At 62.2% G+C, this 21,660-nt stretch carries 20 protein-coding genes; 16 read left to right on the forward strand and 4 right to left on the reverse strand.

Translation table 11 applies throughout. The features are described 5' to 3' along the window. Window positions 1-9: 9 nt before the first annotated feature. The gene (locus RH831_RS08665) at window positions 10-756 is read right to left on the reverse strand and encodes a proteasome assembly chaperone family protein (RefSeq protein WP_310553799.1); all 747 of its coding nucleotides are present in this window, start codon (window positions 754-756) and stop codon (window positions 10-12) included. A 90-nt stretch (window positions 757-846) separates the two neighbouring features. Between RH831_RS08665 and RH831_RS08670 the strand changes: the two genes are divergently transcribed. The 9 genes from RH831_RS08670 (at window position 847) to RH831_RS08710 (ending at window position 9,602) form a co-directional block, all read left to right on the forward strand. Next, window positions 847-1,755 carry an RsmB/NOP family class I SAM-dependent RNA methyltransferase gene (locus tag RH831_RS08670; RefSeq protein WP_310553800.1) on the forward strand — a complete coding sequence of 303 codons (909 nt, stop codon included), beginning with the start codon at window positions 847-849 and terminating at the stop codon, window positions 1,753-1,755. Beyond that, a complete protein-coding gene (locus RH831_RS08675) occupies window positions 1,752-2,258 on the forward strand; it encodes a methyltransferase RsmF C-terminal domain-like protein (RefSeq protein WP_310553801.1) in 507 nt (168 codons plus the stop codon). The genes RH831_RS08670 and RH831_RS08675 overlap by 4 nt, the downstream gene beginning before the upstream one ends. 42 nt (window positions 2,259-2,300) lie before the next feature. Next, window positions 2,301-2,654, forward strand: coding sequence for a hypothetical protein (locus tag RH831_RS08680; RefSeq protein ID WP_310553802.1), 354 nt, complete (start codon window positions 2,301-2,303; stop codon window positions 2,652-2,654). Window positions 2,655-2,699: 45 nt separating this feature from the next. Beyond that, entirely contained in the window at window positions 2,700-3,350 is a 651-nt protein-coding gene (locus RH831_RS08685; protein WP_310553803.1) for a nucleotide exchange factor GrpE, read from the forward strand. Window positions 3,351-3,552: 202 nt separating this feature from the next. Then, on the forward strand, window positions 3,553-5,451 hold the full coding sequence (gene dnaK, locus RH831_RS08690) for a molecular chaperone DnaK (RefSeq protein ID WP_310553804.1): 1,899 nt from the start codon (window positions 3,553-3,555) through the stop codon (window positions 5,449-5,451). An 82-nt stretch (window positions 5,452-5,533) separates the two neighbouring features. Then, window positions 5,534-6,682 (forward strand): molecular chaperone DnaJ, encoded by a 1,149-nt coding sequence (dnaJ, locus tag RH831_RS08695; RefSeq protein ID WP_310553805.1) that lies wholly within the window; start codon window positions 5,534-5,536, stop codon window positions 6,680-6,682. A 43-nt stretch (window positions 6,683-6,725) separates the two neighbouring features. After that, the gene (locus RH831_RS08700) at window positions 6,726-7,292 is read left to right on the forward strand and encodes a GNAT family N-acetyltransferase (protein ID WP_310553806.1); all 567 of its coding nucleotides are present in this window, start codon (window positions 6,726-6,728) and stop codon (window positions 7,290-7,292) included. Window positions 7,293-7,371: 79 nt separating this feature from the next. Continuing rightward, window positions 7,372-8,739 carry a geranylgeranyl reductase family protein gene (locus tag RH831_RS08705; protein WP_310553807.1) on the forward strand — a complete coding sequence of 456 codons (1,368 nt, stop codon included), beginning with the start codon at window positions 7,372-7,374 and terminating at the stop codon, window positions 8,737-8,739. 80 nt (window positions 8,740-8,819) lie between these two features. Then, entirely contained in the window at window positions 8,820-9,602 is a 783-nt protein-coding gene (locus tag RH831_RS08710) for an aldo/keto reductase (RefSeq protein WP_396275462.1), read from the forward strand. A 30-nt stretch (window positions 9,603-9,632) separates the two neighbouring features. Here the strand turns inward: RH831_RS08710 and RH831_RS08715 are convergent, their stop codons facing one another. Together RH831_RS08715 and RH831_RS08720 are read right to left on the reverse strand one after the other, a co-directional pair. Then, a complete protein-coding gene (locus RH831_RS08715) occupies window positions 9,633-10,604 on the reverse strand; it encodes a phosphoadenosine phosphosulfate reductase family protein (protein ID WP_310553809.1) in 972 nt (323 codons plus the stop codon). A gap of 43 nt (window positions 10,605-10,647) precedes the next feature. Further along, window positions 10,648-11,652, reverse strand: coding sequence for a PhoU domain-containing protein (locus RH831_RS08720; protein WP_310553810.1), 1,005 nt, complete (start codon window positions 11,650-11,652; stop codon window positions 10,648-10,650). Window positions 11,653-12,663: 1,011 nt separating this feature from the next. Here RH831_RS08720 and RH831_RS08725 point away from each other — a divergent pair. The 5 genes from RH831_RS08725 to RH831_RS08745 all read left to right on the forward strand — a co-directional run bounded on the left by RH831_RS08725 (window position 12,664) and on the right by RH831_RS08745 (window position 16,536). Continuing rightward, window positions 12,664-13,053 carry a DUF5805 domain-containing protein gene (locus tag RH831_RS08725; RefSeq protein WP_310553811.1) on the forward strand — a complete coding sequence of 130 codons (390 nt, stop codon included), beginning with the start codon at window positions 12,664-12,666 and terminating at the stop codon, window positions 13,051-13,053. After that, window positions 13,050-14,063, forward strand: a complete 1,014-nt coding sequence (locus tag RH831_RS08730) for a tyrosine-type recombinase/integrase (protein WP_310553812.1) — start codon at window positions 13,050-13,052, stop codon at window positions 14,061-14,063. Before RH831_RS08725 ends, RH831_RS08730 begins: the two co-directional genes overlap by 4 nt. 166 nt (window positions 14,064-14,229) lie before the next feature. Continuing rightward, entirely contained in the window at window positions 14,230-14,376 is a 147-nt protein-coding gene (locus tag RH831_RS08735) for a hypothetical protein (RefSeq protein WP_310553813.1), read from the forward strand. Then, window positions 14,369-16,051 (forward strand): sodium/proline symporter, encoded by a 1,683-nt coding sequence (locus RH831_RS08740; RefSeq protein ID WP_310553814.1) that lies wholly within the window; start codon window positions 14,369-14,371, stop codon window positions 16,049-16,051. The genes RH831_RS08735 and RH831_RS08740 overlap by 8 nt, the downstream gene beginning before the upstream one ends. Next, entirely contained in the window at window positions 16,048-16,536 is a 489-nt protein-coding gene (locus RH831_RS08745) for a hypothetical protein (RefSeq protein ID WP_310553815.1), read from the forward strand. Before RH831_RS08740 ends, RH831_RS08745 begins: the two co-directional genes overlap by 4 nt. 37 nt (window positions 16,537-16,573) lie before the next feature. Here the strand turns inward: RH831_RS08745 and RH831_RS08750 are convergent, their stop codons facing one another. After that, complete coding sequence (locus RH831_RS08750; protein ID WP_310553816.1) at window positions 16,574-18,415, reverse strand: SLC13 family permease; 1,842 nt, start codon at window positions 18,413-18,415, stop codon at window positions 16,574-16,576. Window positions 18,416-18,503: 88 nt separating this feature from the next. Here RH831_RS08750 and RH831_RS08755 point away from each other — a divergent pair, with 88 nt between their 5' ends. Next, on the forward strand, window positions 18,504-20,597 hold the full coding sequence (locus tag RH831_RS08755; RefSeq protein ID WP_310553817.1) for an acetate--CoA ligase family protein: 2,094 nt from the start codon (window positions 18,504-18,506) through the stop codon (window positions 20,595-20,597). Continuing rightward, on the forward strand, window positions 20,594-21,649 hold the full coding sequence (locus RH831_RS08760) for a phosphotransacetylase family protein (protein ID WP_310553818.1): 1,056 nt from the start codon (window positions 20,594-20,596) through the stop codon (window positions 21,647-21,649). The genes RH831_RS08755 and RH831_RS08760 overlap by 4 nt, the downstream gene beginning before the upstream one ends. Window positions 21,650-21,660: the final 11 nt, after the last annotated feature.

Below are 21,660 nucleotides of genomic sequence, written 5' to 3' on the forward strand. Positions count from 1 at the left end.
GGATCTCCGCTACTGGTACATCCGAAGCGGCTGCGCCTGGGTGCTCTCCTCCTCGCCGGCCTGTTGCATCCGTTTTGCCAGGGTCTCTTTCTGTTCCCGGATGTCTTCGGCCCGTTCGACGAGATCCTCGGTCGGGACTGACACGTCCGCGATCGGTTCGATCCCACGTGTGATGAGCGTCTGGGCAGCGGCCGGATCGGGGAACTGCGGGTCGCTCTCGACGATCAATCCACAGGCGTCCACGTCCGTGTGACTGGTTCGGTTCATCAGGGCCCCAGTCGGGCCACCGATGGCGCCCCGTTCGTCCGGCGGGTCGATGTCGTTGGCCGTGAGGTGGGTCTCGGCCTCGCCAGACGCCACGCCGAACAGGGACGGCTGGACCGTCGGATCGGTCTCCTCCTGGGGTAGTCCACTGAGAAAGAGCGGCAACGCGTCCACCTCGACCACCCAGTCGACGAGGATCTCGGCGAACCCGGGCGCGGCCTGCCGGGAGACCGGGATGTCACTCTGCAGCGCGAGGAGGTCACGTTTCTCGTCGGCGTAGAGCCGGACTGGCGAGGTCACCGCGTGTTTCCCGTCCCCGTATATGGCGATTTTCGGCAGGCCATCACAGTCGACATAGCCCACCTCGTCCATGTCCAGTTCCTCGATCAGGTGGTCGGTCGCGATCTTCCCAACCAGTCCCACCCCGGGGAGCCCCTCGATGAGCGTCGGCCGGTCGAGGTCCAACTCCTGGTCAAGTACAACAGTACCCATACCGATTGTTCGCTCGCCACGTGGATCAATCTTCGGCCGAGCCGAGGGGGTTCGAAACGTCTTAACCCGGCCATGCCGAAACCCGGTCGAATGGAACCCCTGCAGCGCTACGAGCCACTCATACCGGACTTCGACGCCTTTCTCGACGCCCTGCACGAGCCACTCCCGACGACGGTGCGGGTGAACACCATCAGGGCGACACCCGAACGGGTTATTAAAGCTCTGCAGGATGAGGGAATCGAGACGACACGGCGGGCCCACGACGAGACGCTCCTCGAGGTCGACACGGACAAACCCGGGAACACCTGGCCGTACGTCCACGGCTGGATTCACGGCCAGGAGGAGGTTTCGACGCTGCCGCCCCGTATTCTCGACCCCCAGCCGGGAGAGACTGTCTGGGCGGCGGCGGCCGCTCCCGGTGGGAAGGCCACCCAACTCGCGGCGCTGATGGACGATCGGGGACTCGTGATCGGAAACGACGACAACCTGGGCCGACTCTCGGCACTCAGGGCCAACGCCGACCGGTTGGGGGTCACGTCGATGGCCGTGACCAACCAGGACGCCCGGAACTACTCGTTCAAACCACTCGGCATCGAGTCGGTAGATCGGGCCCTGGTCGACGCCCCCTGTACCTGTGAGGGCACCGTCAGGAAGAACCCGGACGCGCTGGACGAGGCCGGTCCGGGAGCCAGTCGGGGGCTCGCGAACATCCAACGGGACATCCTCGAACGGGCTGTGCAGGCCACCAGGCCGGGCGGCACGGTCGTCTACTCGACCTGCACGTTCGCCCCCGAGGAGAACGAGGCGGTCGTGGATGCCGTTCTGGACTCGACCGACGCGACGGTCATCGATTTCGAGAGTCCACTACCGGCAGAACCCGGCGTGAGCGCCTGGGAGGGAACCGAGTACGACCCTGCCGTCACGAAGACAAAACGGTATTACCCCCACCAGACGGACACCGGCGGGTTCTACGTCGCCAAACTGGAGGTGAATGCATGAGCCGGGACAACCGGAGTGACACCTTCGAACGGTTGCCCGAAACGGACGACACGCGGGTCGTCGAGGGACGACCAACCCGTGAGGAAGTCTGTGACTACTGGACAGATCGGTTCGGCGTCCCCGAGTCGACCTTCGACGGGTACTCGTTCTGGGAGAAGGGGGCGGGCCGGATCTGGGTGCTCAACCACGAGCTCCAGGGCCCGGTTCAGATCGAGGCGCTGGGACTGCCGATCCTTCGGACACGCCAGGAGTTCTGGAAGCCGACCACGGACGCCACGCTCCGATTCGGCTCACACGCCACCAAGAACGTGCTCGAACTCGACCGCGACGCGGCAAAGCGGTTTCTCGCCGGCGAGGACCTGGAGCGTGAGTGGGACGGTGACTGGGGCTATCTGATCGTGACCCACCAGATCGCCGGCGAAAGCGAACCCATCGGCGTCGGCCGCTACACCTACGGCACGCTCCAGTCGATGATCCCGAAGGGACGACGACGCACGTTCTGACGTGAAGAAACCTATATCCGGGGCTCGCTCGAAGCGCCACCGATGGAGCGACGGACCTTCCTGCGAGGGATTGGGGTAGCCACACTGGGGGTAACAGCCGGCTGTCTCGGCGACGACGAATCAGATTTCATGCTTCGGGTCGTCGATCAAAAATTCGGTGCCGGCGAGGACGGCGCGCTGACGGTGTGGGTCACCGTCTCGAACCCCGGAAACGAGGCCCAGTTGGGAACAGTCTACATCCGTGGCGAACTGGAGGGAGATTCGTTCGTTCGGGTGCGTGAAGTCGAACTCGACGCCCACCAGACGATCAAGCTCACCATCGTCTTCGAGATTGCCTACGACGAGGTCGGCTCGTTCAACTTCGATTCGAGCGTGGAACCGCCGGAATCCCAGTAGCGACGTATCTACATATTTAAACGCTCCCAGCGGCTTCACTCTCCCATGAGCGAGACCGAGGAATCCCCGGAGGAGCCCACCGTCGAGGACGGGGAGAATTCGACCGAAACTGAATCTCTTGCGGGCGAGGATCTCGTCGCGGCAGTCGCCGCACACGACGAAAAGCTGGCCGAATCGGTCGGCGATCTGGTCGACCGGGTAGCGACGCTGGAAGACGAATTGGAAACAGTCGAGTCGGAACTCGAAACCGCCGAGGAACGACTCGAACACACCAGAGCGGATTTCAAGAACTACAAGGAGCGGGCCAAGCGTCGCCAGGAGGAGATCAAAGAGCGGGCGACCGAGGATCTGGTCGAACGGCTGCTAGAAGTTCGAGACAACCTCGGGCGCGCACTCGACGAGGAGTCCGGCGACACCGAGTCGCTCCGTGACGGGGTCGATCTGACCCGAAAGCAGTTCGATCGGGTACTGACCGAAGAGAACGTCGAACGCATCGAACCGGAGGTCGGCGCGGACGTCGACGCCCAGCGGCACGAGGTCATGATGCGAGTCGAGAGTGACGCGCCGACGGACACCGTGGCCTCGGTCTACCGACCCGGCTACGAGATGGCGGGGAAGATCCTCCGACCGGCCCAGATCACCGTTTCAGCGGGTAGCGAAGGGGACGCCGCCGAGGACGGGGAATCGTCGGAGTAGTTTCGGGGCCTGGTTTTGCAGTCAATTCGCGATGATCTCGCAGGGGTGTCGCTACAGTGGTGAGATTGCGGTCCGTTTATAACCTGTGACCGTGCCTCCCACCGGATCCCAAAAACCGCAAGAAGGCGTCGGGTCCCGTTTCCAGCCGGTCGAATCGCACTAGCAAGGCTTAAAGGTGAACGGAAGTATACACCCATCCAAGATGGCTAGTGAGAAGATTCTCGGTATCGACCTCGGGACCACGAACAGCGCGTTTGCAATCATGGAAGGTGGCGATCCGGAGATCATCGTCAACGGGGAGGGCGACCGGACGACCCCCTCGGTCGTCGCCTTCGACGACGGCGAGAAGATCGTCGGCAAGGCGGCCAAGAACCAGGCCGTCCAGAACCCGGAGAACACCGTTCAGTCGATCAAGCGCCACATGGGCGAGGACTACAGCGTGGAGCTGGAGGGCGAGGAGTACACGCCCGAGCAGGTCTCCGCGATGATCCTCCAGAAGATCAAACGCGACGCCGAAGAGTACCTCGACCAGGAAGTGAACAAGGCCGTCATCACTGTTCCGGCGTACTTCAACGACAAGCAGCGCCAGGCGACCAAGGACGCCGGCGAGATCGCCGGCCTCGAAGTCGAGCGGATCGTCAACGAGCCCACGGCTGCAAGTATGGCCTACGGCCTCGACGACGAGTCCGAGCAGACGGTCCTCGTCTTCGACCTCGGTGGTGGCACCTTCGACGTCTCGATTCTGGAACTCGGTGGCGGCATCTACGAGGTCGTCGCGACCAACGGGGACAACTCCCTCGGCGGGGACGACTGGGACGAGACGATCATCGACTGGCTCGCCAACGACTTCGAGAAGGAACACGGCATCGACCTGCGCGAGGACCGGCAGGCCCTCCAGCGGCTCAAAGACGCCGCCGAGGAGGCCAAGATCGAACTGACCTCCCGCAAGGAGACCACGATCAACCTGCCGTTCATCACGGCGACGGACGACGGCCCGGTTCACCTGGAGAAAGACCTCACGCGGGCGAAGTTCGAATCGCTCACCCAGGACCTCCTCGAGCGGACCGTCGACCCGACCGAACAGGCCCTCGAAGACGCAGGCCTCTCGAAGAACGACGTCGACGAGGTCATCCTCGTCGGCGGGTCCACCCGCATGCCCCAGGTCCAGGAGAAAGTCGAGGAACTGACCGGTAAGGAACCCAAGAAGAACGTCAATCCCGACGAGGCCGTCGCGCTGGGCGCGGCAATTCAGGGGGGCGTACTCGCCGGCGAAGTCGAGGATATCGTCCTGCTCGACGTGACCCCACTCTCGCTGGGCGTCGAGGTCAAGGGCGGGCTCTTCGAGCGACTCATCGAGAAGAACACGACGATCCCGACCGAGGAGTCCAAAATCTTCACGACTGCCGCCGCCAACCAGACTTCGGTCCAGATCCGGGTTTTCCAGGGCGAGCGTGAAATCGCCGAGGAGAACGAACTGCTCGGGGAGTTCATGCTCTCGGGCATCCCGCCCGCCCCCGCAGGCACCCCACAGATCGAGGTCACGTTCTCGATCGACTCTGACGGCATCGTCAACGTCTCCGCGGAGGACCAGGGCTCGGGCAGCAAAGAGGAGATCACCATCGAGGGCGGTGTCGGCCTCTCCGATGAGGAGATCGACGAGATGAAATCCGAGGCCGAGGCACACGCCGAGGAAGACCGCAAGCGCCGCGAGCGGATCGAAGCTCGCAACGAGGCCGAAGGGGCCGTCCAGCGGGCCGAAACCCTCCTCGAAGAGAACGAGGAGATGGTCGATGGGGACCTCGAAGAGGACATTCGCGTCGAGATCGAGACCGTCGAGGAGGTCCTCGAAGACGAGGACGCAACGACGGAGGAGCTCCAGGAGGCCACCGAGGCCCTGACCGAGGCCCTCCAGGAGATCGGCAAGCAGGCCTACCAGCAGCAACAGGCCGGCGCGGCCGGAGCCGGTCCCGGTGCAGGCGCAGCCGGTGCCGGACCCGGTGCAGCCGGAGCTGGCCCGGGTGCCGCGGGCGCTGCTGATGGCACCGACGAGGAGTACGTCGACGCCGACTTCGAGGACGTCGACGAGAGCGACGACGAGTAACCACCTGATCCACCGCTTCTAACTTAGTCGTGTCCCGATGCAACAAAACCAAGTACGTGACTCCGCTACCGACAGCGAGGAGATGAGTGAGGACTTCTACTCGTTGCTCGGGGTCTCCCGCGACGCGAGCGAGGACGAGATCAAACGCGCCTATCGGCAGAAGGCGGCGAAGAACCATCCCGACGTCAGCGACGACGAGAACGCCGAGGAGAAGTTCAAGAAGCTCCAGAAGGCAAAGGAGGTCCTCACCGACGAGGAGAAGCGTCGCATGTACGACCAGCTCGGCCACGACCAGTTCATGCAGGCCGACAAACAGGGCGCCACCGACAGCGGTGGCCGCGGCGGTCGCCAGCGAGCCGGCGGGGATCCGTTCGGCGGCATGGGCGGCATGGGTGACATCTTCGATCAGTTCTTCGGCGGTGGCCGTGGCCAGTCACGCCGAAACCGCCCATCCAAGGGGAAGGATCTCCGTACCTCGGTGACGATCAGCCTCGAAGAAGCCTACGAGGGCGTCACAAAGCAAGTGACTATCAACCGTCCGGAGACCTGTGAAGCCTGTGACGGTCGTGGGCATCCCCCCGACGCCGAACTGCGAACCTGTCCGGAGTGCAACGGGCGTGGGCAGGTCAGACAGGTACAGCAGACCGCGCTCGGCCGGGTCCAGCAGGCTCGCACGTGTCCGCGCTGTGACGGACAGGGCGAGATCCCGGAGGAGGTCTGTTCTGAATGTGGCGGGGACGGCACCGTCCGCAACCGCGCGTCGCTCTCGGTGGATGTCCCGGCCGGCATCAAGAGCGGCCAAACCCTTCGGATGAACGGCGAAGGCGCTCCCGGTGACCGAGGCGCGCCAAACGGTGATCTACTGATCGAGGTCGGCGTCGAGGACCACCCCGATTTCGAGCGGGACGGGGACGACCTCCACATGGAACAGCCGATCTCGTTCCCCCAGGCGGTCTTCGGCGATACCATCCAGATCGAAACCCTGGGTGGTCGCGTCGAGGTCGACGTGCCAAAGGGCACCCAGAGTGGCGAAACCCTGCGGCTCCGGGACGAGGGAATGCCACACCTCCGGGGCCGCGGTCACGGCGACCTGTACGTTCACCTCCAGGTCGTCACGCCCGAGGACCTGACCGAGGAGCAAAAAGCGGCGCTCAAGCAGTTCGCGGAGGCCGGCGGGGAGTCAGTCGAAGTCGGAGAGGGCTTTCTGGAGCGACTTCGCAACTCCCTGTGAGCGGCCCACAAACCATTTTGCCCGTGCAGGCCATGTGTAAACTATGCACATCCGGGACGCGAAAAACCACGAGGAGGTCTGGCTCCTCGATCAGCTTGCTGAGTTCGACTTCGAGGACCCGGCCTTTCGCTCCCGTGATTATGTCATCGCCATCGACGAACGAACTGGCGAAAAGACCGGATTCGGGCGGCTTCGCGTCCATCGAACCGAAGACGGGGAGACGTGTGAACTCACCTGCATCGGCGTCCGGCCCGACTGGCGGGGCCAGGGTATCGGTGCCCACATCGTCGAACGACTGATCGAGATGGCCCGAGATCAGGGCTTCGATTCGGTGTATGCACTCACCCCGGCCCCCGAGTACCTCTCCCAGTTCGGCTTCGAAGCAGTCGATCACCCGCTCCCATCGATACTCGAGGAACGGCTCGAATCAATGCGCACACGCCATCCAGACGCCGCAGCGACACACATCAACATCGACGAATTTTCGGTCCCCCGACGACTCAAACGCCGGTACGAAGACGGGGGCGAGGACGAAGCGGTCGAAGAGCAGCCCGAAGATTTCGGCGTCGACCCCGAAACGGCGACCTACAAGTACGACGTTGACCAGTAGATAGCGGTGACTGGTGCCGGTTTCACCCGGGTCGGTCCCGCGAGTTTTTTAGGAGGCGGCCGTGGATTGATAGACAACCATGCCCACTGAGTCCTTCGACGTTGTCGTCGTCGGTGGGGGAACGGCCGGTACCTTCGCCGCGGCGACGGTCGCGGATGCGGGCCTCGACGTCGTTCTCCTGGAGCGCAAGCCGGAGTCGGAAGCCGGACATATCGCTTGCGGTGACGCCATCAAGGGCAAATCTACTTTCCCTGATGTCATCGATCGAGACTATCTCAAGGAGGAGGCCTTCACGAACGAGAACATCCAGTATGCCCGGTTCGAGAACCCACAGACCGACGAAGTCCTGGAAATTCCATTCGACGAGCCCGGTGCGGTCGTCGACCGGCGACGCTATGGTGAGGTCCTCCTCGAGGAGGCCGACCGACTGGGCGTCGACATGCGGTATGACACTGTCGTCCAGGACGTGCGACAGGACGGCGATCAGGTCATCGGAGTCACGGCGACGAAAAACGGCACGACGACGGAGTACGACGCCAGCGTTGTTATCGACGCCGCAGGCGCGATGTCGATCCTTCAGGATCAGGCGGACTTTTCCGAGACGACCTTCGACACCAACGTTCACTACCGACAGTTCTGTTCGGCCTACCGGGAGATCATCGAGGTCGAGGAGCCGGTCGAGTACGAGGACTCGATCGTCTTCATGCCGACCGAGGAGCTTGGCTATCTCTGGTATTTCCCCCGGACGGAGACCACGATCAACGCCGGCCTGGGCTTCCAGATGAACAAGCCGCCGATGCAACTGGTCGACGTGCTCAAACAGGACCTTTCGAACCGCTCCGAGTTCGAGAACGCGGAAGTCATCGACAAGCTGGGGGCCGCCCTGCCCACCCGGCGCCCCTACGACTCCGCGGTCGCGCCGGGCTACGCGGCAGTCGGTGACGCTGCGGCCCACGTCAATCCTGCAACTGGTGGTGGCATTCCCGGTGCGGCCAAGGCCGGTCACTGGGCCGCCGAGGCAGCCATCGAGGCGATCGAAGACGGCGACGTGAGCGAATCGGCCCTCTGGGAGTACAACCAGCGAGTGATGACGGACTTCGGCAAGCGGTTTGCCGCGATCGACCTCTACAACATCTGGGCCGGGACGTACTCCGTCGAGGAACTGACAAGCATCGTTACGGCACTCCCCGGCCAGGCGCTCATCGACGCGCTGGGCACCGGCGCGGCCGGCATGTCTCTCGGACTCAAACTGGAAACGCTCGGTCGCACCTTCGGCCACTGGCGAACGCTCTACAGCCTCTATCAGGTGCATCAGCAGGCCAAATCCCTCAAAGCGGTCTACGAGGACTATCCCGATTCGCCCGCGGACTTCGATCGCTGGCAGTCTCGACGCGACGAGATCTACGATCGGGTCTATGACATAACGGGCGCTGATTCGAAGTACTGAGTTCGGTTCGCCGGCCACAATTTCTTTCCCCGTCGCCGCCGTTTTGGTTACCGATGACAGCACCAGCGACGGTGAACGGAATGCCCCAACTCGGCATCGGTACCTGGGAGAACACCGACCCTGAAGAGTGTACCAACGCCGTCAAGACGGCCCTGGAAATGGGCTATCGACACGTCGATACCGCCCAGATCTACGGAAACGAGGCGGAGGTCGGGCGCGGCATCGCAGCGGCCGAAGTCGATCGCGAGTCGATCTTCCTGGCGACGAAGGTCTGGATCGACAGCCTCGATCCCGAGGCCGTTCGCGCGACCACCAAGGAGAGTCTCGAAAAGCTCGGGGTCGATTACGTCGACCTGCTCTATGTCCACTGGCCGGCGGACACCTACGATCCGGACGAAACCCTCCCGGCATTCCAGGAGCTGGTCGAGGCCGGACTCACCGAACGCATTGGTGTGAGCAACTTCGAGCCCGAGCATCTGAAGACTGCGAGTTCGGTTCTGGGCGAGGATCCCTTCGCCAACCAGGTCGAGATGCACCCACTGCTCCCCCAGGTCGAACTCCGCGACGCCGTCGCGGAGATGGACACCGAGATCGTCGCCTACTCGCCGCTCGCCAGGGGACGGGTCTTCGACGTCCCGGAGATCACAGACGTGGCGGACAAACACGAGGTGAGCGAGGCCCAGGTCAGCCTGGCCTGGTTACGCGAGAAGGGCGTCACCGCAATTCCCAAGGCCACCTCGGAGGACCACATCGCTGACAACTGGGCGAGTCGCACACTCGAACTCGACGCGGCAGACATCGAGAAAATCGACGGGATCGACCGAACCGACCGCCAGGTCGATCCGGACTTCGCTCCCTGGTAAGTACTCTCGGTAAGTGTTTTTCGTCGACCGTTACATGTAGCCCAGATCGCGGAGGCGTTCCATGAGGTCCTCCTTGTCCTGGGCCCGTCCGGCACGCTCGGTTGTTCCTTCGAGGTCCTGAAGCCAGGCCGGTTCCTGATCGGACTTCTCGGTGCTCACCTGGCTACCGAGCGAGCGGAAGCCCTCGAAGTACTTCGGCGAGACGGGAATATCCTCCCGAGTCACCCCTTCGGGCAGGTCATCAAAGGCCTGGGGAACGTAGCCGTCCTCGGGGAAGGCGGAGACGGTCTCCGGGACGACGAAGTTCCAGAAGGCCTCCCAGACGTCAGCCTCGTCGAACTGCAGGATCGGTTGGATGCGATCGTGCGGCGGGTAGATGTCCGGATCGTGGCGCGGACTGAAGAAGGTCTCCTCGGCACGGGCCTCCTGCTCGTCCCAGCGAACGCCGGAAATAACACCGTCGATGTCGTGCGCTTCGAGCGCGTCGTTGAGCGCCACGGTCTTGAGAAGGTGGTTGCCGACGTACGTGTCGAGCAGGAACGGGAAGGTGTCGTCCTCGTACTCCAGGATCTCCCGGACGTGATGCTGATTGTGTTCGGAGAGTTCGGAAACGGAGATTTCGTCGCCCGGCTCCAGGTCACGCTCCGCGACAATGTCACCGATATTCTCGTTCCGGGCGTAGATGACGTCGAGATCCCAGACCGCCGCCCAGTGGTCCACGAAGTCGAGGAGGTCATCGAAGTGCTGGAAGTGGTCGATGAACACCGCCGGTGGCATGTCATACCCCAGCTCCCGGGCGACTTCCCGGACCAGATAGAGAGTCAGGGTGGAATCTTTCCCGCCGGTCCACATGACTGCCGGGTTCTCGTACTCAGAGAGGCCCTGTTTGACGACCTCGATCCCCTTCTGGATCTTCGCCTCGATATCGGGGTAGGTGGCCGGGCTCTCCCCCTCGCCGTCGGTGTAATCTACGTCGACGTAGTCGGGAAATCCGTCGCGCATCGGCGGCGATTTGGCGGCCTGCAGGGATAAAGGAACGGATTCACTACAGGTCGGGGGCCGGAGCGGCCTTCTGGAGGGCCGTCTCCGCGATATTCCCACCGTAGTCCGCGCTCCGGGACAGCGAGTCGACGATCAGCCCCAGATGGCGGGCACGTGCCGGATCGAGTTCCCGCAACTGATCGTCGATCCCGCGAGCCCGATCGTCGATCGCCTCGACCTTCGCGCGGGCCTCGTTTGCGAGTTCGGTTGCCGTAGCAGCATCATCTGCAAACAGCGCCTCGAAGGCCGTTTCGATGATGGTGGTCGCTTCCTCGCATAACTCGCCCAGTGAGTCGGTGACCTCGGCGGGCACGCTTCGATCGAGTTCGCGAGTGACCTGGCTAATCTTGGCAGCGTGGTCCGCAATCCGTTCGAGCTGGCGGGCACTGGAGTGGTAATCAAAGCAGTTCTCCCGTGAGAGGCCGATCTCCCGGGCCATCTCGGGGGATCGGAGGGTGCTCCGGAAGATTCGCGAGACGACATACCAGAGCCGGTCCACGTCGTCATCCCGGGAGACGACATCTGCGGCCAGATCCAGGTCGTGTTCCTGCAGCGCCGTCACCGCGTCTTCGAGCATCGATCGAGCGATGAGGTGCATCCGTCTGACGGCGCTGTGAACGGATAGTTCGGCCGAATCGAGGAGATCCTGGATCACGACCGTGTCTGCTGTCTCCTCGAGGACCTCCAGACCAACGAGTCGCTGGGTCGCTTCTCGAATGACTCGGCGCTGAGCCGGAGAGATCCGATCCGCGGTCAACTCGATCTCGTCGAAGCCGCTCACGTACATCGTCATGACCCCACGCATCAACGCGTCTCCCTCCCGATCCTTGATATCCAACACGCCCCGGGTCGGCTCGTCGGAGGAGACCGGTGTCATCAAAAGCGAGCCGTTGTCCGGATGGAAGGCCACTTCCTCGCCGGCCGTGATGTCGTGGTCCCGGGCCCAACCCTTTGGGATCGACACCGTGTATGTGGACCCACCCGTCAGCTGCACCTTGCGACGTTCCATACGAGAAGGTTCCTCCCAGCGACTATAAGTCACGTGTTTTCTATATAGATGGGGCCAAGACTGGCGGAAACCCGGCGTACAACCGCTATAACCGGCTACATTAGAAGTGCCAAATACTCACTCATGTGAATTGGACCGACCAGGTTTTCTGAAACTATATAATTTCGAACGTCCTGCCACTATTCCCGCAAAGCCCCCGGTGACGAGATCACCGATCCCTGTTCAGGAGCAGATTCGGGCCCCGGCAATGATATAGCAGTATGAGGTTTATTTCACGGTTCTCGATCACGCTGGTACCCGAAACCCAGCACCCAATCAGAAAGTAGCCACCGGAGAAGCCCGATTCGAACAGAACCGGCAGAATCGAGTTCAGCCGTTTCCGGCACTAGGTTTTCCAAATGCCCGGTCGGGCGACAGTTCAGCGAGGCAAATCCTACCGGATCGGGCAGGGATTCGAAGAAGTCCGTAACGATTCACAGGAGGACCACACCATACACATCCAACCTTGAAGTCTCAGGCATCAGACCTACCGAGAAACGGTCGAAAGGAGCCGCATGGACCCCGTCTACGGGTCATCTTGAACACGCGGATACGATGAGGTGAGAATTCGACCCTGGCCAACAAGCCAGTTCAGCGACGTCTGACCAACTGTGAACTCAGTCTTCAAACCCAGTTTCGTTTGCGGACCCAAATTTACCTGCCGAGGAGCCCGAGTCGGACACAGTAACGAAAGCCCAAATTAGATAGTTTCCTGGACAAGATCAGCTCGACTCCACAGACATGGACCGACAAGAAACGAGATGCAACTCGTTAACAATCTCTTTTGATGCAACCTCGAGTTCGATTCCATCTACATTTATATTTAGAAACTTAGAGTGCAACCGGCAAATAGACTTTAGTAATACAAATATACCATAACAACAGGCCCCATTTCTAATGCCCCCGCTCCAAATAAGATACTTTATTTTGATATCTGCAAACTATAAGGGGTTGGTAGGCAAATGTCCGACCATGTCCGACTCCGAGCAAGGCACCGACCGATCGGCCGTCACCACCTACGTTCCGACCTACCAAAAATCAGAGTGGGCCGACCACGCCGAGGAGCTAGGGATGACTCAATCCGAATTCGTCCGAACCATGGTTCAGGCGGGCCGTCGCGGGTTCGGCGATACCGAGCCCGATTCGACCCAATCTTCGGACGCTAACCCCAGGGGTAACGTCCGGGAAACGGTCCTCCAAGCCCTCGGCTCGAACGGCCAACTCTCATGGGAGCAACTTCTCGAAACAGTCACCGACGATCTAGAGTCTCAGCTCGAAACAGCCCTCATCGAGCTCCAGGAGGACGGACAGATCGGCCATCGGCCACGGGACGGAACCTACACCCTTCAGGACGAACCATGAGCACTGTCGAGGATCCAATCGCGTACTTCCTCGAGGATATGGCGTACCACGGCCGCTCACAACGGACGCGTGACGCCTATGAGCGGGTGTTACGACGGTTCGAGGCCAGTCTCGATGATGGGTCCGACCTCGGCTCTATCTCCCACAGAGACTGCCTCGCCTGGCTCAGCGAGCTTCGTGGGGGCACAGCCGAGAGTACCGTCGCGAGCTACGCTTCGTATCTCCACCGATTTTATGCCTACATGAACGAGGTCGGGGTCTTCGACGAGAACCCGATGACGCTTGTGATGGAGGAACTCGACGAGCAGATCACCACCGATCCGAATCGTCGAGACATCTCTATCCCGGAGATGGAAACGTTCGTCCAGTCGGTCAAACATCCACTCGATCGAGCCCTCATCGTGTTACTCCTCAAATCCGGTATTCGGGCCGGAGAAGCCTGTAACCTCGACCTCAGGGATATCCACATCTCCGATGCCCCAGTTCCAACAGGTCCGGTTCGTCCACAGTTAGACGGCCGCCCGGATTCGCTTTTCGTCTCCCAGAACCCCCAGCGGGGAAACGAGACGAACGGCGAGCAACGAGGATCATCAAACAAGCGAAAACGGGACACCGTCATCCCAATTGACGGCGAGCTTCGCCAGGTACTGATCGATTGGCTGGCCATCCGTCCAGATCCCCGGTCAACTGCTGAACCGCTCTTCGTGAGCACTGCGCGAAATTGGGGTCAGCGGCTCACCGGAAGCGACGTGCATCACCTCGTTACCAGCCACACCAGGGAGCAAGGCTGGTACAAATCGGGAGCAGGCGCGGGGGAAAACGTCACCCCCCACTACTTCCGACACTTCTTCACGACACACCTCAGGGACCGCACTGGTGATCGTGGAATCGTCAAATATCTCCGCGGAGACGTCGCGACGGACGTGATCGACACGTATACGCACAACTGGGGCGACCGCGTCCGAGAGGTCTACGAGCGAAATATCTACTCGTTGGTCGACGAATCGTGAACAAATAAACTGTATTTCGCTATATCGAATGGGGGAATGGGGAAAACACTCAGCTCCGAGTTACAGAGTGAGAAGACCACCGCGTCCCACCAGGATAACAAACAGTGGTGTCCAGGCAGCGAGAATCAATTGATACAAATAACCACATTCGAAACGAGCGGGTAACATGGAAGAGGGGTTGGGATTGATCGACTGGCTCGGCCTGGTCGTCCCGTTTGTCCTGTACTTCATCATGCTCTGGGTGTGGTACGTCTGGGAGGGCAAACGCGAGAAACGACTACGTAAGGAATTCGAGGAGGCACAGAATGGCTGACCCGATCGCCACCGGGGCGAGTAACTACGTCCTGGTAACCTTCGCCGCGTATCTCCTCGTACTCGTCGGGATCGGGCTGTTCTCGGCGCGGTTCATGGACACGGTCGGGGATTACGTCATCGGTGGGCGCCGTGTGGGCCCAGTAGTCACCGGATTCTCGGAACGGGCCTCGGAAATGAGCGGGTGGCTGACACTGGGAGTCCCAGCCGACGCCTACAGTAGCGGGATCATCGCCTTCCTGAACGGTCTCGGGATGATTCCCAGCGACCTGTTCGCCTGGGCGGGGATCGCAAAGCGACTTCGAAAGTACACCGAGGTCGTCGAGGCAGTGACCCTCCCAACCTTCTTCGCCACACGACTAGGCGACGAGTCGGGTGTGGTCAAGGCCGTCTCGGCGCTGGTGCTCATCATCTTCGAAGGTGGCTACGTCGGGGCCCAGATCGTCGCCGCAGGAACGTTGCTCCAGGTCCTGACGGGAATGGAGATGTGGCTGGGGGTCGTCATCGGCGGCATCATCGTCGTCGGCTACACCTTCCTCGGTGGCTACTTCGCCGTCGCCTGGTCGGATTACTTCCAGGGCGCGATCATCTTGATCGCGTTCATCGTGCTTCCAATCCTGGCATTCGCTACCTACGGCCCGCCATTTGCAGCACTGGCAGAACTCGACGGTGGGGCTTCGCTGACGAGCATCACCGGCGGTGCCAGCGGGTGGGCCGCCCTCTTTGGAATTATCTCTTATGCTGCGATCGGCCTGGGTGTTCCGGGGAACCCCCACATTATGGTACGGTTCATGGGCATCGACCGCATCGAAAACGTCCGGAAAGCCGCCCTGGTCGCCCAGTTGTTCATGTTCGTCGCGTATATCGGCGCGGCCCTGGTCGGGATCTACGCGCTGATACAGATCGGGGCCGGACTCGATAACCTCGACAACGCGATGCCGATGTTGACCCTGGAGCTGCTGCCCGGGGTCATGGCCGGGATCGTACTCGCGGCCGCTCTCGCAGCCATGATGTCGAGTGGCGACTCTCAACTCCTGGTCGCCACGAGCGCCGTCGTCGAGGACGTCTACCACGGCTTTATCAATCCGGAGGCGAGCCAGGAGCAGTTAGTCCGGTACTCCCGAATCGTGACCCTCGCCATTGGAGCCCTCTCGATCGTGTTCGCGTTCGTCGCCCGAGACACCCCAATCTACACGCTCGTGTTGGATTACGCCTGGGGTGGCCTGGGTGCGTCGCTTGGCCCTCTCCTAATCGCGACCCTCTGGTGGAAACGGCTCACCAAATGGGGCGCCGTCGCGAGTATGATTACGGGGACGACGACCATGATCCTCTGGACGCAGTGGACGAGTATCCTCGGCGAAGAGACCATCGCCGGGTTCTCGCCCTTCCTCGAGGGGCTGCTCACGGTCTACGGCCTGGCCCCGGCCTTTGTCCTGTCTGCACTCGTGTTGGTCGTCGTTTCACTCCTGACGACACCGCCAGCACAGGAGAACGTGAGCCGACACTTCGCGGCCATGCGACAGCCCCTCGAAGCCTTCGTCACCGAGAACACGGACGACAATGACGGGGCCACGGCGCTCCGTCCCGACGGTGGAGCCCCTGACCCGAAAGCCATCACTGAAATGGACAACGTCCGCGGGCACGTCAAAGCCAGCGAGTACTGGTCCGACCGATGACTCGGGCTTCCATGAGCGGCGTTCCCGAAGAACCGATCGAACTCGAAATCGTTGAACCGAGTATCGACCGGGAAGCGGTTCAGTCAACCGGGAGCGTCGGCACCGTCGCATATCCGTACCGATTCTACCAAGGAACAGCGACCATTTCGCGGCCGCTCCTGGATGATCGCACGGAGAAGTACGTTGTCGCAGTCGACCGATCCCGACGGCTAACGCTCCGTGCCGACACCGTCCCTGACAATATCGATCGCCGGTTCGAGGACGTACTCGTCTTGCCGAGCGAAGTAACTGAGGACCACTGTCGAGACATGGCCGAGGAGGCCGTTTTCGAGTGGGCAATGCGGTCGTCGATGCTCCACGGCAGCCCGGAAATCAGCCTCGAGGGCCCCCGAGACGTCTACAAACTATTCTGGCTGGCCGAACGCGAGGACGGAGACGTTTTAATCGACAGTGTCGAAGGCACGGAGCGCCCGTTCGAAGACTGAAAACCGAAGTGCGGGCCGACAACCCACCCGCAACGGCTCAGAGTCCCCAGAAGAGCAAAATTCCGAGCGTCGTGACGACTGCCAGAATCGCCTGCAAGGGTGCACCGACCCGGAAGAAGTCCGAAAACTCGTACCCACCCGGGCCAAACACCATGAGATTGGTCTGGTAGCCAAGCGGCGTCAAAAACGACGTACTCGCCGCGAACGTGACCGCGAGAACGAAGGAGAAGGCATTCACGCCGATAGCCAGCGCGACGTCGATCGCAATGGGTATGAGAAGCACGACCGTCGCGTTCGGGAGAATGACGTTCGTGAGCAGGGCTGCCAGCACATAGAAGAGAAGTAACACGGCGACCGGCGGCATCATGCCTGCCATCTCCGCGACGAGTTGTGCGATCCAGGCAGCACCACCCGAGTTTTCCAGCGCCATTCCAAGCGGAATCATCCCGGCCAGCAGGAAGATGACGTTCCAGGAGATGGCCTCGTAGGCTTCGTCCGGTTCGAGAACACCGGTAACGATCATCGCCACGACACCACCAAGAGCAGCGATTGCAATAGAGAGTAACCCGAGAGCGGCCACGAGAACCACACCAACGATGATGGCCACGGCGACTGGCGCCCGGTTGGCCCGAACCTTGCCGGCAGCCGTTCCCTCGAATTTTCCCGATCCGGCAACGGCCGTCAGGGTCAGATTAGTCGTGTCCCGCAGCACATCCACGTTCCCGCTCGCCGTCCGGAAAACGAGCGTGTCCCCGCGTTCGAGAACCAGATCGTCGAACTGCTCGTGGAAGATCTCACCGCCCCGCTGCACTGCAAGGATCGTCGCCTTGTAGCGCTCCCGGGGCCCGATCGCACCCACGGCCTGGCCCACGAGATCCGACCCAGTGGGCACGCTGACCTCGACGAGCGTCCCAATTCCGGCCGGCACGGTTCTGTCTCGGTCCGCTACGGACATCCAGGGGAGTTGCCATAGATCGAGGGCCGGTGCTGCCGCCCGGAGAGCTTCTTGGTCGGCCCGGACGATCATCACGTCACGAGCTTCCAGGACGAAATCCGGGCCTGGTGCTGCGTGGCGATCCCCGTCCCGAACCACCTCCAGAATCTGGTGATCAGAGTTTACCGGCAGGGATTCTGCGGCTTTCACAATCGTCTGTCCGACGATCGGGGATCGCTCGCGGACATAGAGCCGCGAGACGTACCGCCGAAGGTCGAAAAGGTCGATCAGATCGATCGAGGGGGCCACTCGGGCCGGAAGCAGTCGCTGCCCAATCGTCGAAAGGTAGACGATTCCGACACCCAGACCGAGCAATCCCAGGTGGGTGAACTCGAACATGGAGAACGGATGATCGATGAGGCGTGCGGAGATAGTACTCGCAAGCAGGATCGTCGAGGACCCGATCAGCGTGAGCGTTCCACCTAACATCGCCGCATAGGAGAGGGGCAACAGCAGTTTCGACGGCGAGATTCGATACGTGTCGGCGAGGTCGGTGACCATCGGGATGAGCACGGCCACTACTGGCGTATTGTTGACCACCCCCGCCAGCCCACCAGCGAGCAGAAGAGTCGTCTGGGTCATTCGGGACGGACTATCCTGGGCCATTCGGGAGATGAGGGCCCCAAGCCGACGGACAACCCCCGTCCGGTGGACCCCCTCACTGAGCATGTACATCGCCGCGACCGTCACCGTCGCCGTGTTGGCAAAGCCCATGAAAGCCTGCTCCGCCCCGACCCCAGTCCACGGTTCGAGAACGACCAGGGCGACGATGACCGAGAGCGCAGTCACGTCGGGTCGCATGAAATCAGTAACGAAAAACAGGATGGCGACACCCACAAGACCGAAAACGACGAGTACGTCCGTCGTGAGTGCCGGCAATGCCATGGGGTGATTTCTCAGGGATGGAGGATCACGTTTTCGGCCGTTCGATGGCGGTTGGGTTTATGCCACTGCCCGGCCTACCTGGACGTGGATGCCAGACGCCAACGGGTTGTTCGACCCGGACCGGGTCGCCGTGGTCGGCGCGACCGACCGCGAGGGCTCGATCGGCCGTGCGATCATGGAGAACCTCGAGGAGTTCACGGGAACTGTCGTCCCGGTCAACCCCTCGCGGGAGTCCGTCCTCGGGTACCCCGTCGCCCAGGAGATCGCCGACATAACGGAACCGATCGACCTCGCAGTGGTCGTCGTCCCGCCAGACATCGCCGTCGAGGCGACGCGGGAACTCGGCGAGCACGGGGTCAAAAACGTCGTCGTGATCACGGCCGGGTTCGGTGAAGCGGGCAGCGAAGGTGCAACGCGGGAACAGGAACTCAAATCGATCGCGGCGACCTACGACATGAACCTCGTGGGGCCGAACAGCCTCGGGGTGATGAGCACGCCGAGTCGAATGAACGCCACGTTCGGCCCATCGAACGCGCGCCCGGGAAAACTCTCCTTTATGAGCCAGTCGGGGGCGTTCATCACTGCCGTCGTCGACTGGGCAAATGACCAGGGAATCGGGTTCAAGGATGTCGTCTCGCTTGGCAACAAAGCCGTCCTCGACGAGTCCGATTTCGTCGACATCTGGGACGACGATCCCAAGACCGAGGTCATCCTCGGCTATCTGGAAGGGATCGGCGACGGCCGGGGTTTCATCGACGTGGCCCGCGAGGTGACCAAAGAGACCCCGATCGTACTGGTGAAGTCCGGTCGCACGGAAGCCGGCGCGCAGGCAGCGTCCTCACACACGGGGACAATCGCCGGTAGTGAACGGGCCTACGAAGCAGGTCTCGATCAGGCCGGGGTCCTCCGCGCGGAAAACGTTCAGGAACTCTTCGATTACGCCCAGATCCTGGCCGGCCAACCGGTTCCCGAGGGGAACGGTGTCGCCGTGATTTCCAATGCTGGTGGGCCCGGGGTCATGACGACCGACGCCATCGGCGATTCGAACCTCGAGATGGCAAGTTTCGACCAGGAAACCCTGGAAGGGCTTCGCGAGGCCCTCCCGGAGGGGGCGAACATCTACAACCCGGTCGACGTGATCGGCGATGCGGACAACGACCGATTCGAGGCCGCCATCGACCTGGTGCTCGCCGATCGGAACGTCGATGCGGCGATCGTCGTCGCTACCCCGATCGCGGTACTGGATTACGGCCAACTCGCGACGGATATCGGTGCCCTACAGGAAAAACACGAAATTCCGGTCGCAACCGCGCTCATGGGCGGGGAACGGATCGACGCCCCCGCTCGAACGCTCCGGGAGTCCGGGATTCCAAACTACTTCGATCCCGCCCGGGCGGTCACCAGCCTCGACGCCTTGCTGACCTACCGTGACATCACCCGGATCGAATACGAACAGCCCCAGACCTTCGACGTGGACCGGGAACGAGTCCAGGAGATCCTCGAGACCGCCGCCCAGCGCTCGAACCGACTCGGCGTCGAAGCGATGGGGATCCTGGATGCCTACGGAATTCCCACCCCCGAGGGGAAGATCGTCGAGACACCCGAGGCCGCCCAGGAAGCCGCCGAATCGATTGCCGGAGACGTCGTCATGAAGATCGTCAGCCCGGACATTTTACACAAGTCCGACATCGGGGGTGTGAAAGTCGGCGTCAGCGAGGATGGGGTGCGCGACGCCTTCGAGGACCTGATCACGCGCGCGAAGAACTACCAGCCCGACGCGCAGATCCTGGGGGTTCAGGTCCAGGAGATGGTCGACCTGGAGACCGGAACCGAGACGATTCTCGGCATGAACCGGGACCCGCAGTTCGGCCCCCTCCTCCTCTTCGGTCTCGGCGGGATCTTCGTCGAGGTGCTGGAGGACACGACCGTGCGGGTCGCGCCAGTGAGCGAGCGGGAGGCCACCGCGATGCTCGGCGAGATCGATTCAGCGCCCCTCCTCCGCGGGGCGCGAGGTCGCGAGCCGGTGGACGAGCCCGCACTCATCGAGAGTATCCAGCGACTCTCCCAGCTCGTGACCGACTTCCCGGCGATCCTGGAACTGGACATCAACCCGCTCGTCGCCAGCCCCGAGGGCGTACAGGCCGTGGACAGCCGACTCACCGTGGATCCTGACAAACTATGAAAACGCTACTGCTCGCATCGACCGAGGACAGCACCGGAAAGACCGCCGTCGCCCTGGCCCTGGGCCAACTGGCCCAGGCCGAGGACCGCTCGGTCGGCTACATGAAGCCGAAAGGGACCCGCCTCCAGTCGAACGTCGGGAAGACTCTCGATACGGACCCGATGCTCGCCCGCGAGGTGCTCGGGATCGACGCCGAGATGCACGAGATGGAGCCGATCGTCTACTCCACGACGTTCATCGAGGGGGCCATCCGCGGCCAGGAGAACCTGGCGGACTTACACGAACGGATCGATTCGGCCTTCGAAACCCTGGCGGCGGAGAAAGATCTCATGGTGATCGAGGGCGCGGACGTGTACACCACCGGCGGCATCGTCGACCTCGCGGACGACGACGTCGCTGCACGGCTCGACGCGGACGTGCTCCTGCTCGAACGCTTCGAGTCAGCAGGAGACATCGACCACCTCCTCGCGGCGGCCGACCGGATGGGCGACCGGGTCGCCGGCGTGGTCTTCAACGCCGTGCCCGACTCCATGTACGACCTCGTCGAGTCCGACGTGGTCCCGTTCCTGGAAGGACGGGACATTCCCGTCCTCGGCGTCATCCCCCAGAACCGGGAACTGGCCGGGGTCACACTCACCGACCTCACCGACGAACTCGGTGGGTCGGTGCTGACCGGGGCAGAAGAGGACGTGTTCATCGAGCGGGTCCTGGTCGGGGCGATGGGCGGGGAGGCCGCACTCTCACACTTCCGGCGCACGAAGGACGCGGCGGTCGTCACAGGAGGCGACCGCGCGGACATCCAGCGGGCGGCCCTGGAGGCCCCCGGTGTCAATGCCTTGATCCTGACTGGCGGATTCGAGCCACCGGGAGCAGTCCTCGGGACCGCGAGCGAGCGCAACGTCCCGGTTCTCTCCGTCCAGTCCGACACGCTCGCGACGGTCGAGCGCGCCGAGCGCCTGATCCGTGGCGGCCGGGTCCGAGACGCCCGAACCGTGGAGGCGATGGCCCAGTTGCTTCACGACCACGTCGATGTCACGACGCTGCTCGACTGACATCTGTCGGT

This window comes from Halodesulfurarchaeum sp. HSR-GB (assembly GCF_031432215.1).
Classification (GTDB): Archaea; Halobacteriota; Halobacteria; order Halobacteriales; family Halobacteriaceae; genus Halodesulfurarchaeum.

Bases quoted from the DNA above. Each gene is read 5' to 3' on its own strand.
- RH831_RS08665 (WP_310553799.1), bottom strand. From the start codon at position 756: ATGGGTACTGTTGTACTTGACCAGGAGTTGGACCTCGACCGGCCGACG.
- RH831_RS08670 (WP_310553800.1), top strand. From the start codon at position 847: ATGGAACCCCTGCAGCGCTACGAGCCACTCATACCGGACTTCGACGCC.
- RH831_RS08675 (WP_310553801.1), top strand. From the start codon at position 1,752: ATGAGCCGGGACAACCGGAGTGACACCTTCGAACGGTTGCCCGAAACG.
- RH831_RS08680 (WP_310553802.1), top strand. From the start codon at position 2,301: ATGGAGCGACGGACCTTCCTGCGAGGGATTGGGGTAGCCACACTGGGG.
- RH831_RS08685 (WP_310553803.1), top strand. From the start codon at position 2,700: ATGAGCGAGACCGAGGAATCCCCGGAGGAGCCCACCGTCGAGGACGGG.
- dnaK (WP_310553804.1), top strand. From the start codon at position 3,553: ATGGCTAGTGAGAAGATTCTCGGTATCGACCTCGGGACCACGAACAGC.
- dnaJ (WP_310553805.1), top strand. From the start codon at position 5,534: ATGAGTGAGGACTTCTACTCGTTGCTCGGGGTCTCCCGCGACGCGAGC.
- RH831_RS08700 (WP_310553806.1), top strand. From the start codon at position 6,726: ATGCACATCCGGGACGCGAAAAACCACGAGGAGGTCTGGCTCCTCGAT.
- RH831_RS08705 (WP_310553807.1), top strand. From the start codon at position 7,372: ATGCCCACTGAGTCCTTCGACGTTGTCGTCGTCGGTGGGGGAACGGCC.
- RH831_RS08710 (WP_396275462.1), top strand. From the start codon at position 8,820: ATGCCCCAACTCGGCATCGGTACCTGGGAGAACACCGACCCTGAAGAG.
- RH831_RS08715 (WP_310553809.1), bottom strand. From the start codon at position 10,604: ATGCGCGACGGATTTCCCGACTACGTCGACGTAGATTACACCGACGGC.
- RH831_RS08720 (WP_310553810.1), bottom strand. From the start codon at position 11,652: ATGGAACGTCGCAAGGTGCAGCTGACGGGTGGGTCCACATACACGGTG.
- RH831_RS08725 (WP_310553811.1), top strand. From the start codon at position 12,664: ATGTCCGACTCCGAGCAAGGCACCGACCGATCGGCCGTCACCACCTAC.
- RH831_RS08730 (WP_310553812.1), top strand. From the start codon at position 13,050: ATGAGCACTGTCGAGGATCCAATCGCGTACTTCCTCGAGGATATGGCG.
- RH831_RS08735 (WP_310553813.1), top strand. From the start codon at position 14,230: ATGGAAGAGGGGTTGGGATTGATCGACTGGCTCGGCCTGGTCGTCCCG.
- RH831_RS08740 (WP_310553814.1), top strand. From the start codon at position 14,369: ATGGCTGACCCGATCGCCACCGGGGCGAGTAACTACGTCCTGGTAACC.
- RH831_RS08745 (WP_310553815.1), top strand. From the start codon at position 16,048: ATGACTCGGGCTTCCATGAGCGGCGTTCCCGAAGAACCGATCGAACTC.
- RH831_RS08750 (WP_310553816.1), bottom strand. From the start codon at position 18,415: ATGGCATTGCCGGCACTCACGACGGACGTACTCGTCGTTTTCGGTCTT.
- RH831_RS08755 (WP_310553817.1), top strand. From the start codon at position 18,504: ATGCCAGACGCCAACGGGTTGTTCGACCCGGACCGGGTCGCCGTGGTC.
- RH831_RS08760 (WP_310553818.1), top strand. From the start codon at position 20,594: ATGAAAACGCTACTGCTCGCATCGACCGAGGACAGCACCGGAAAGACC.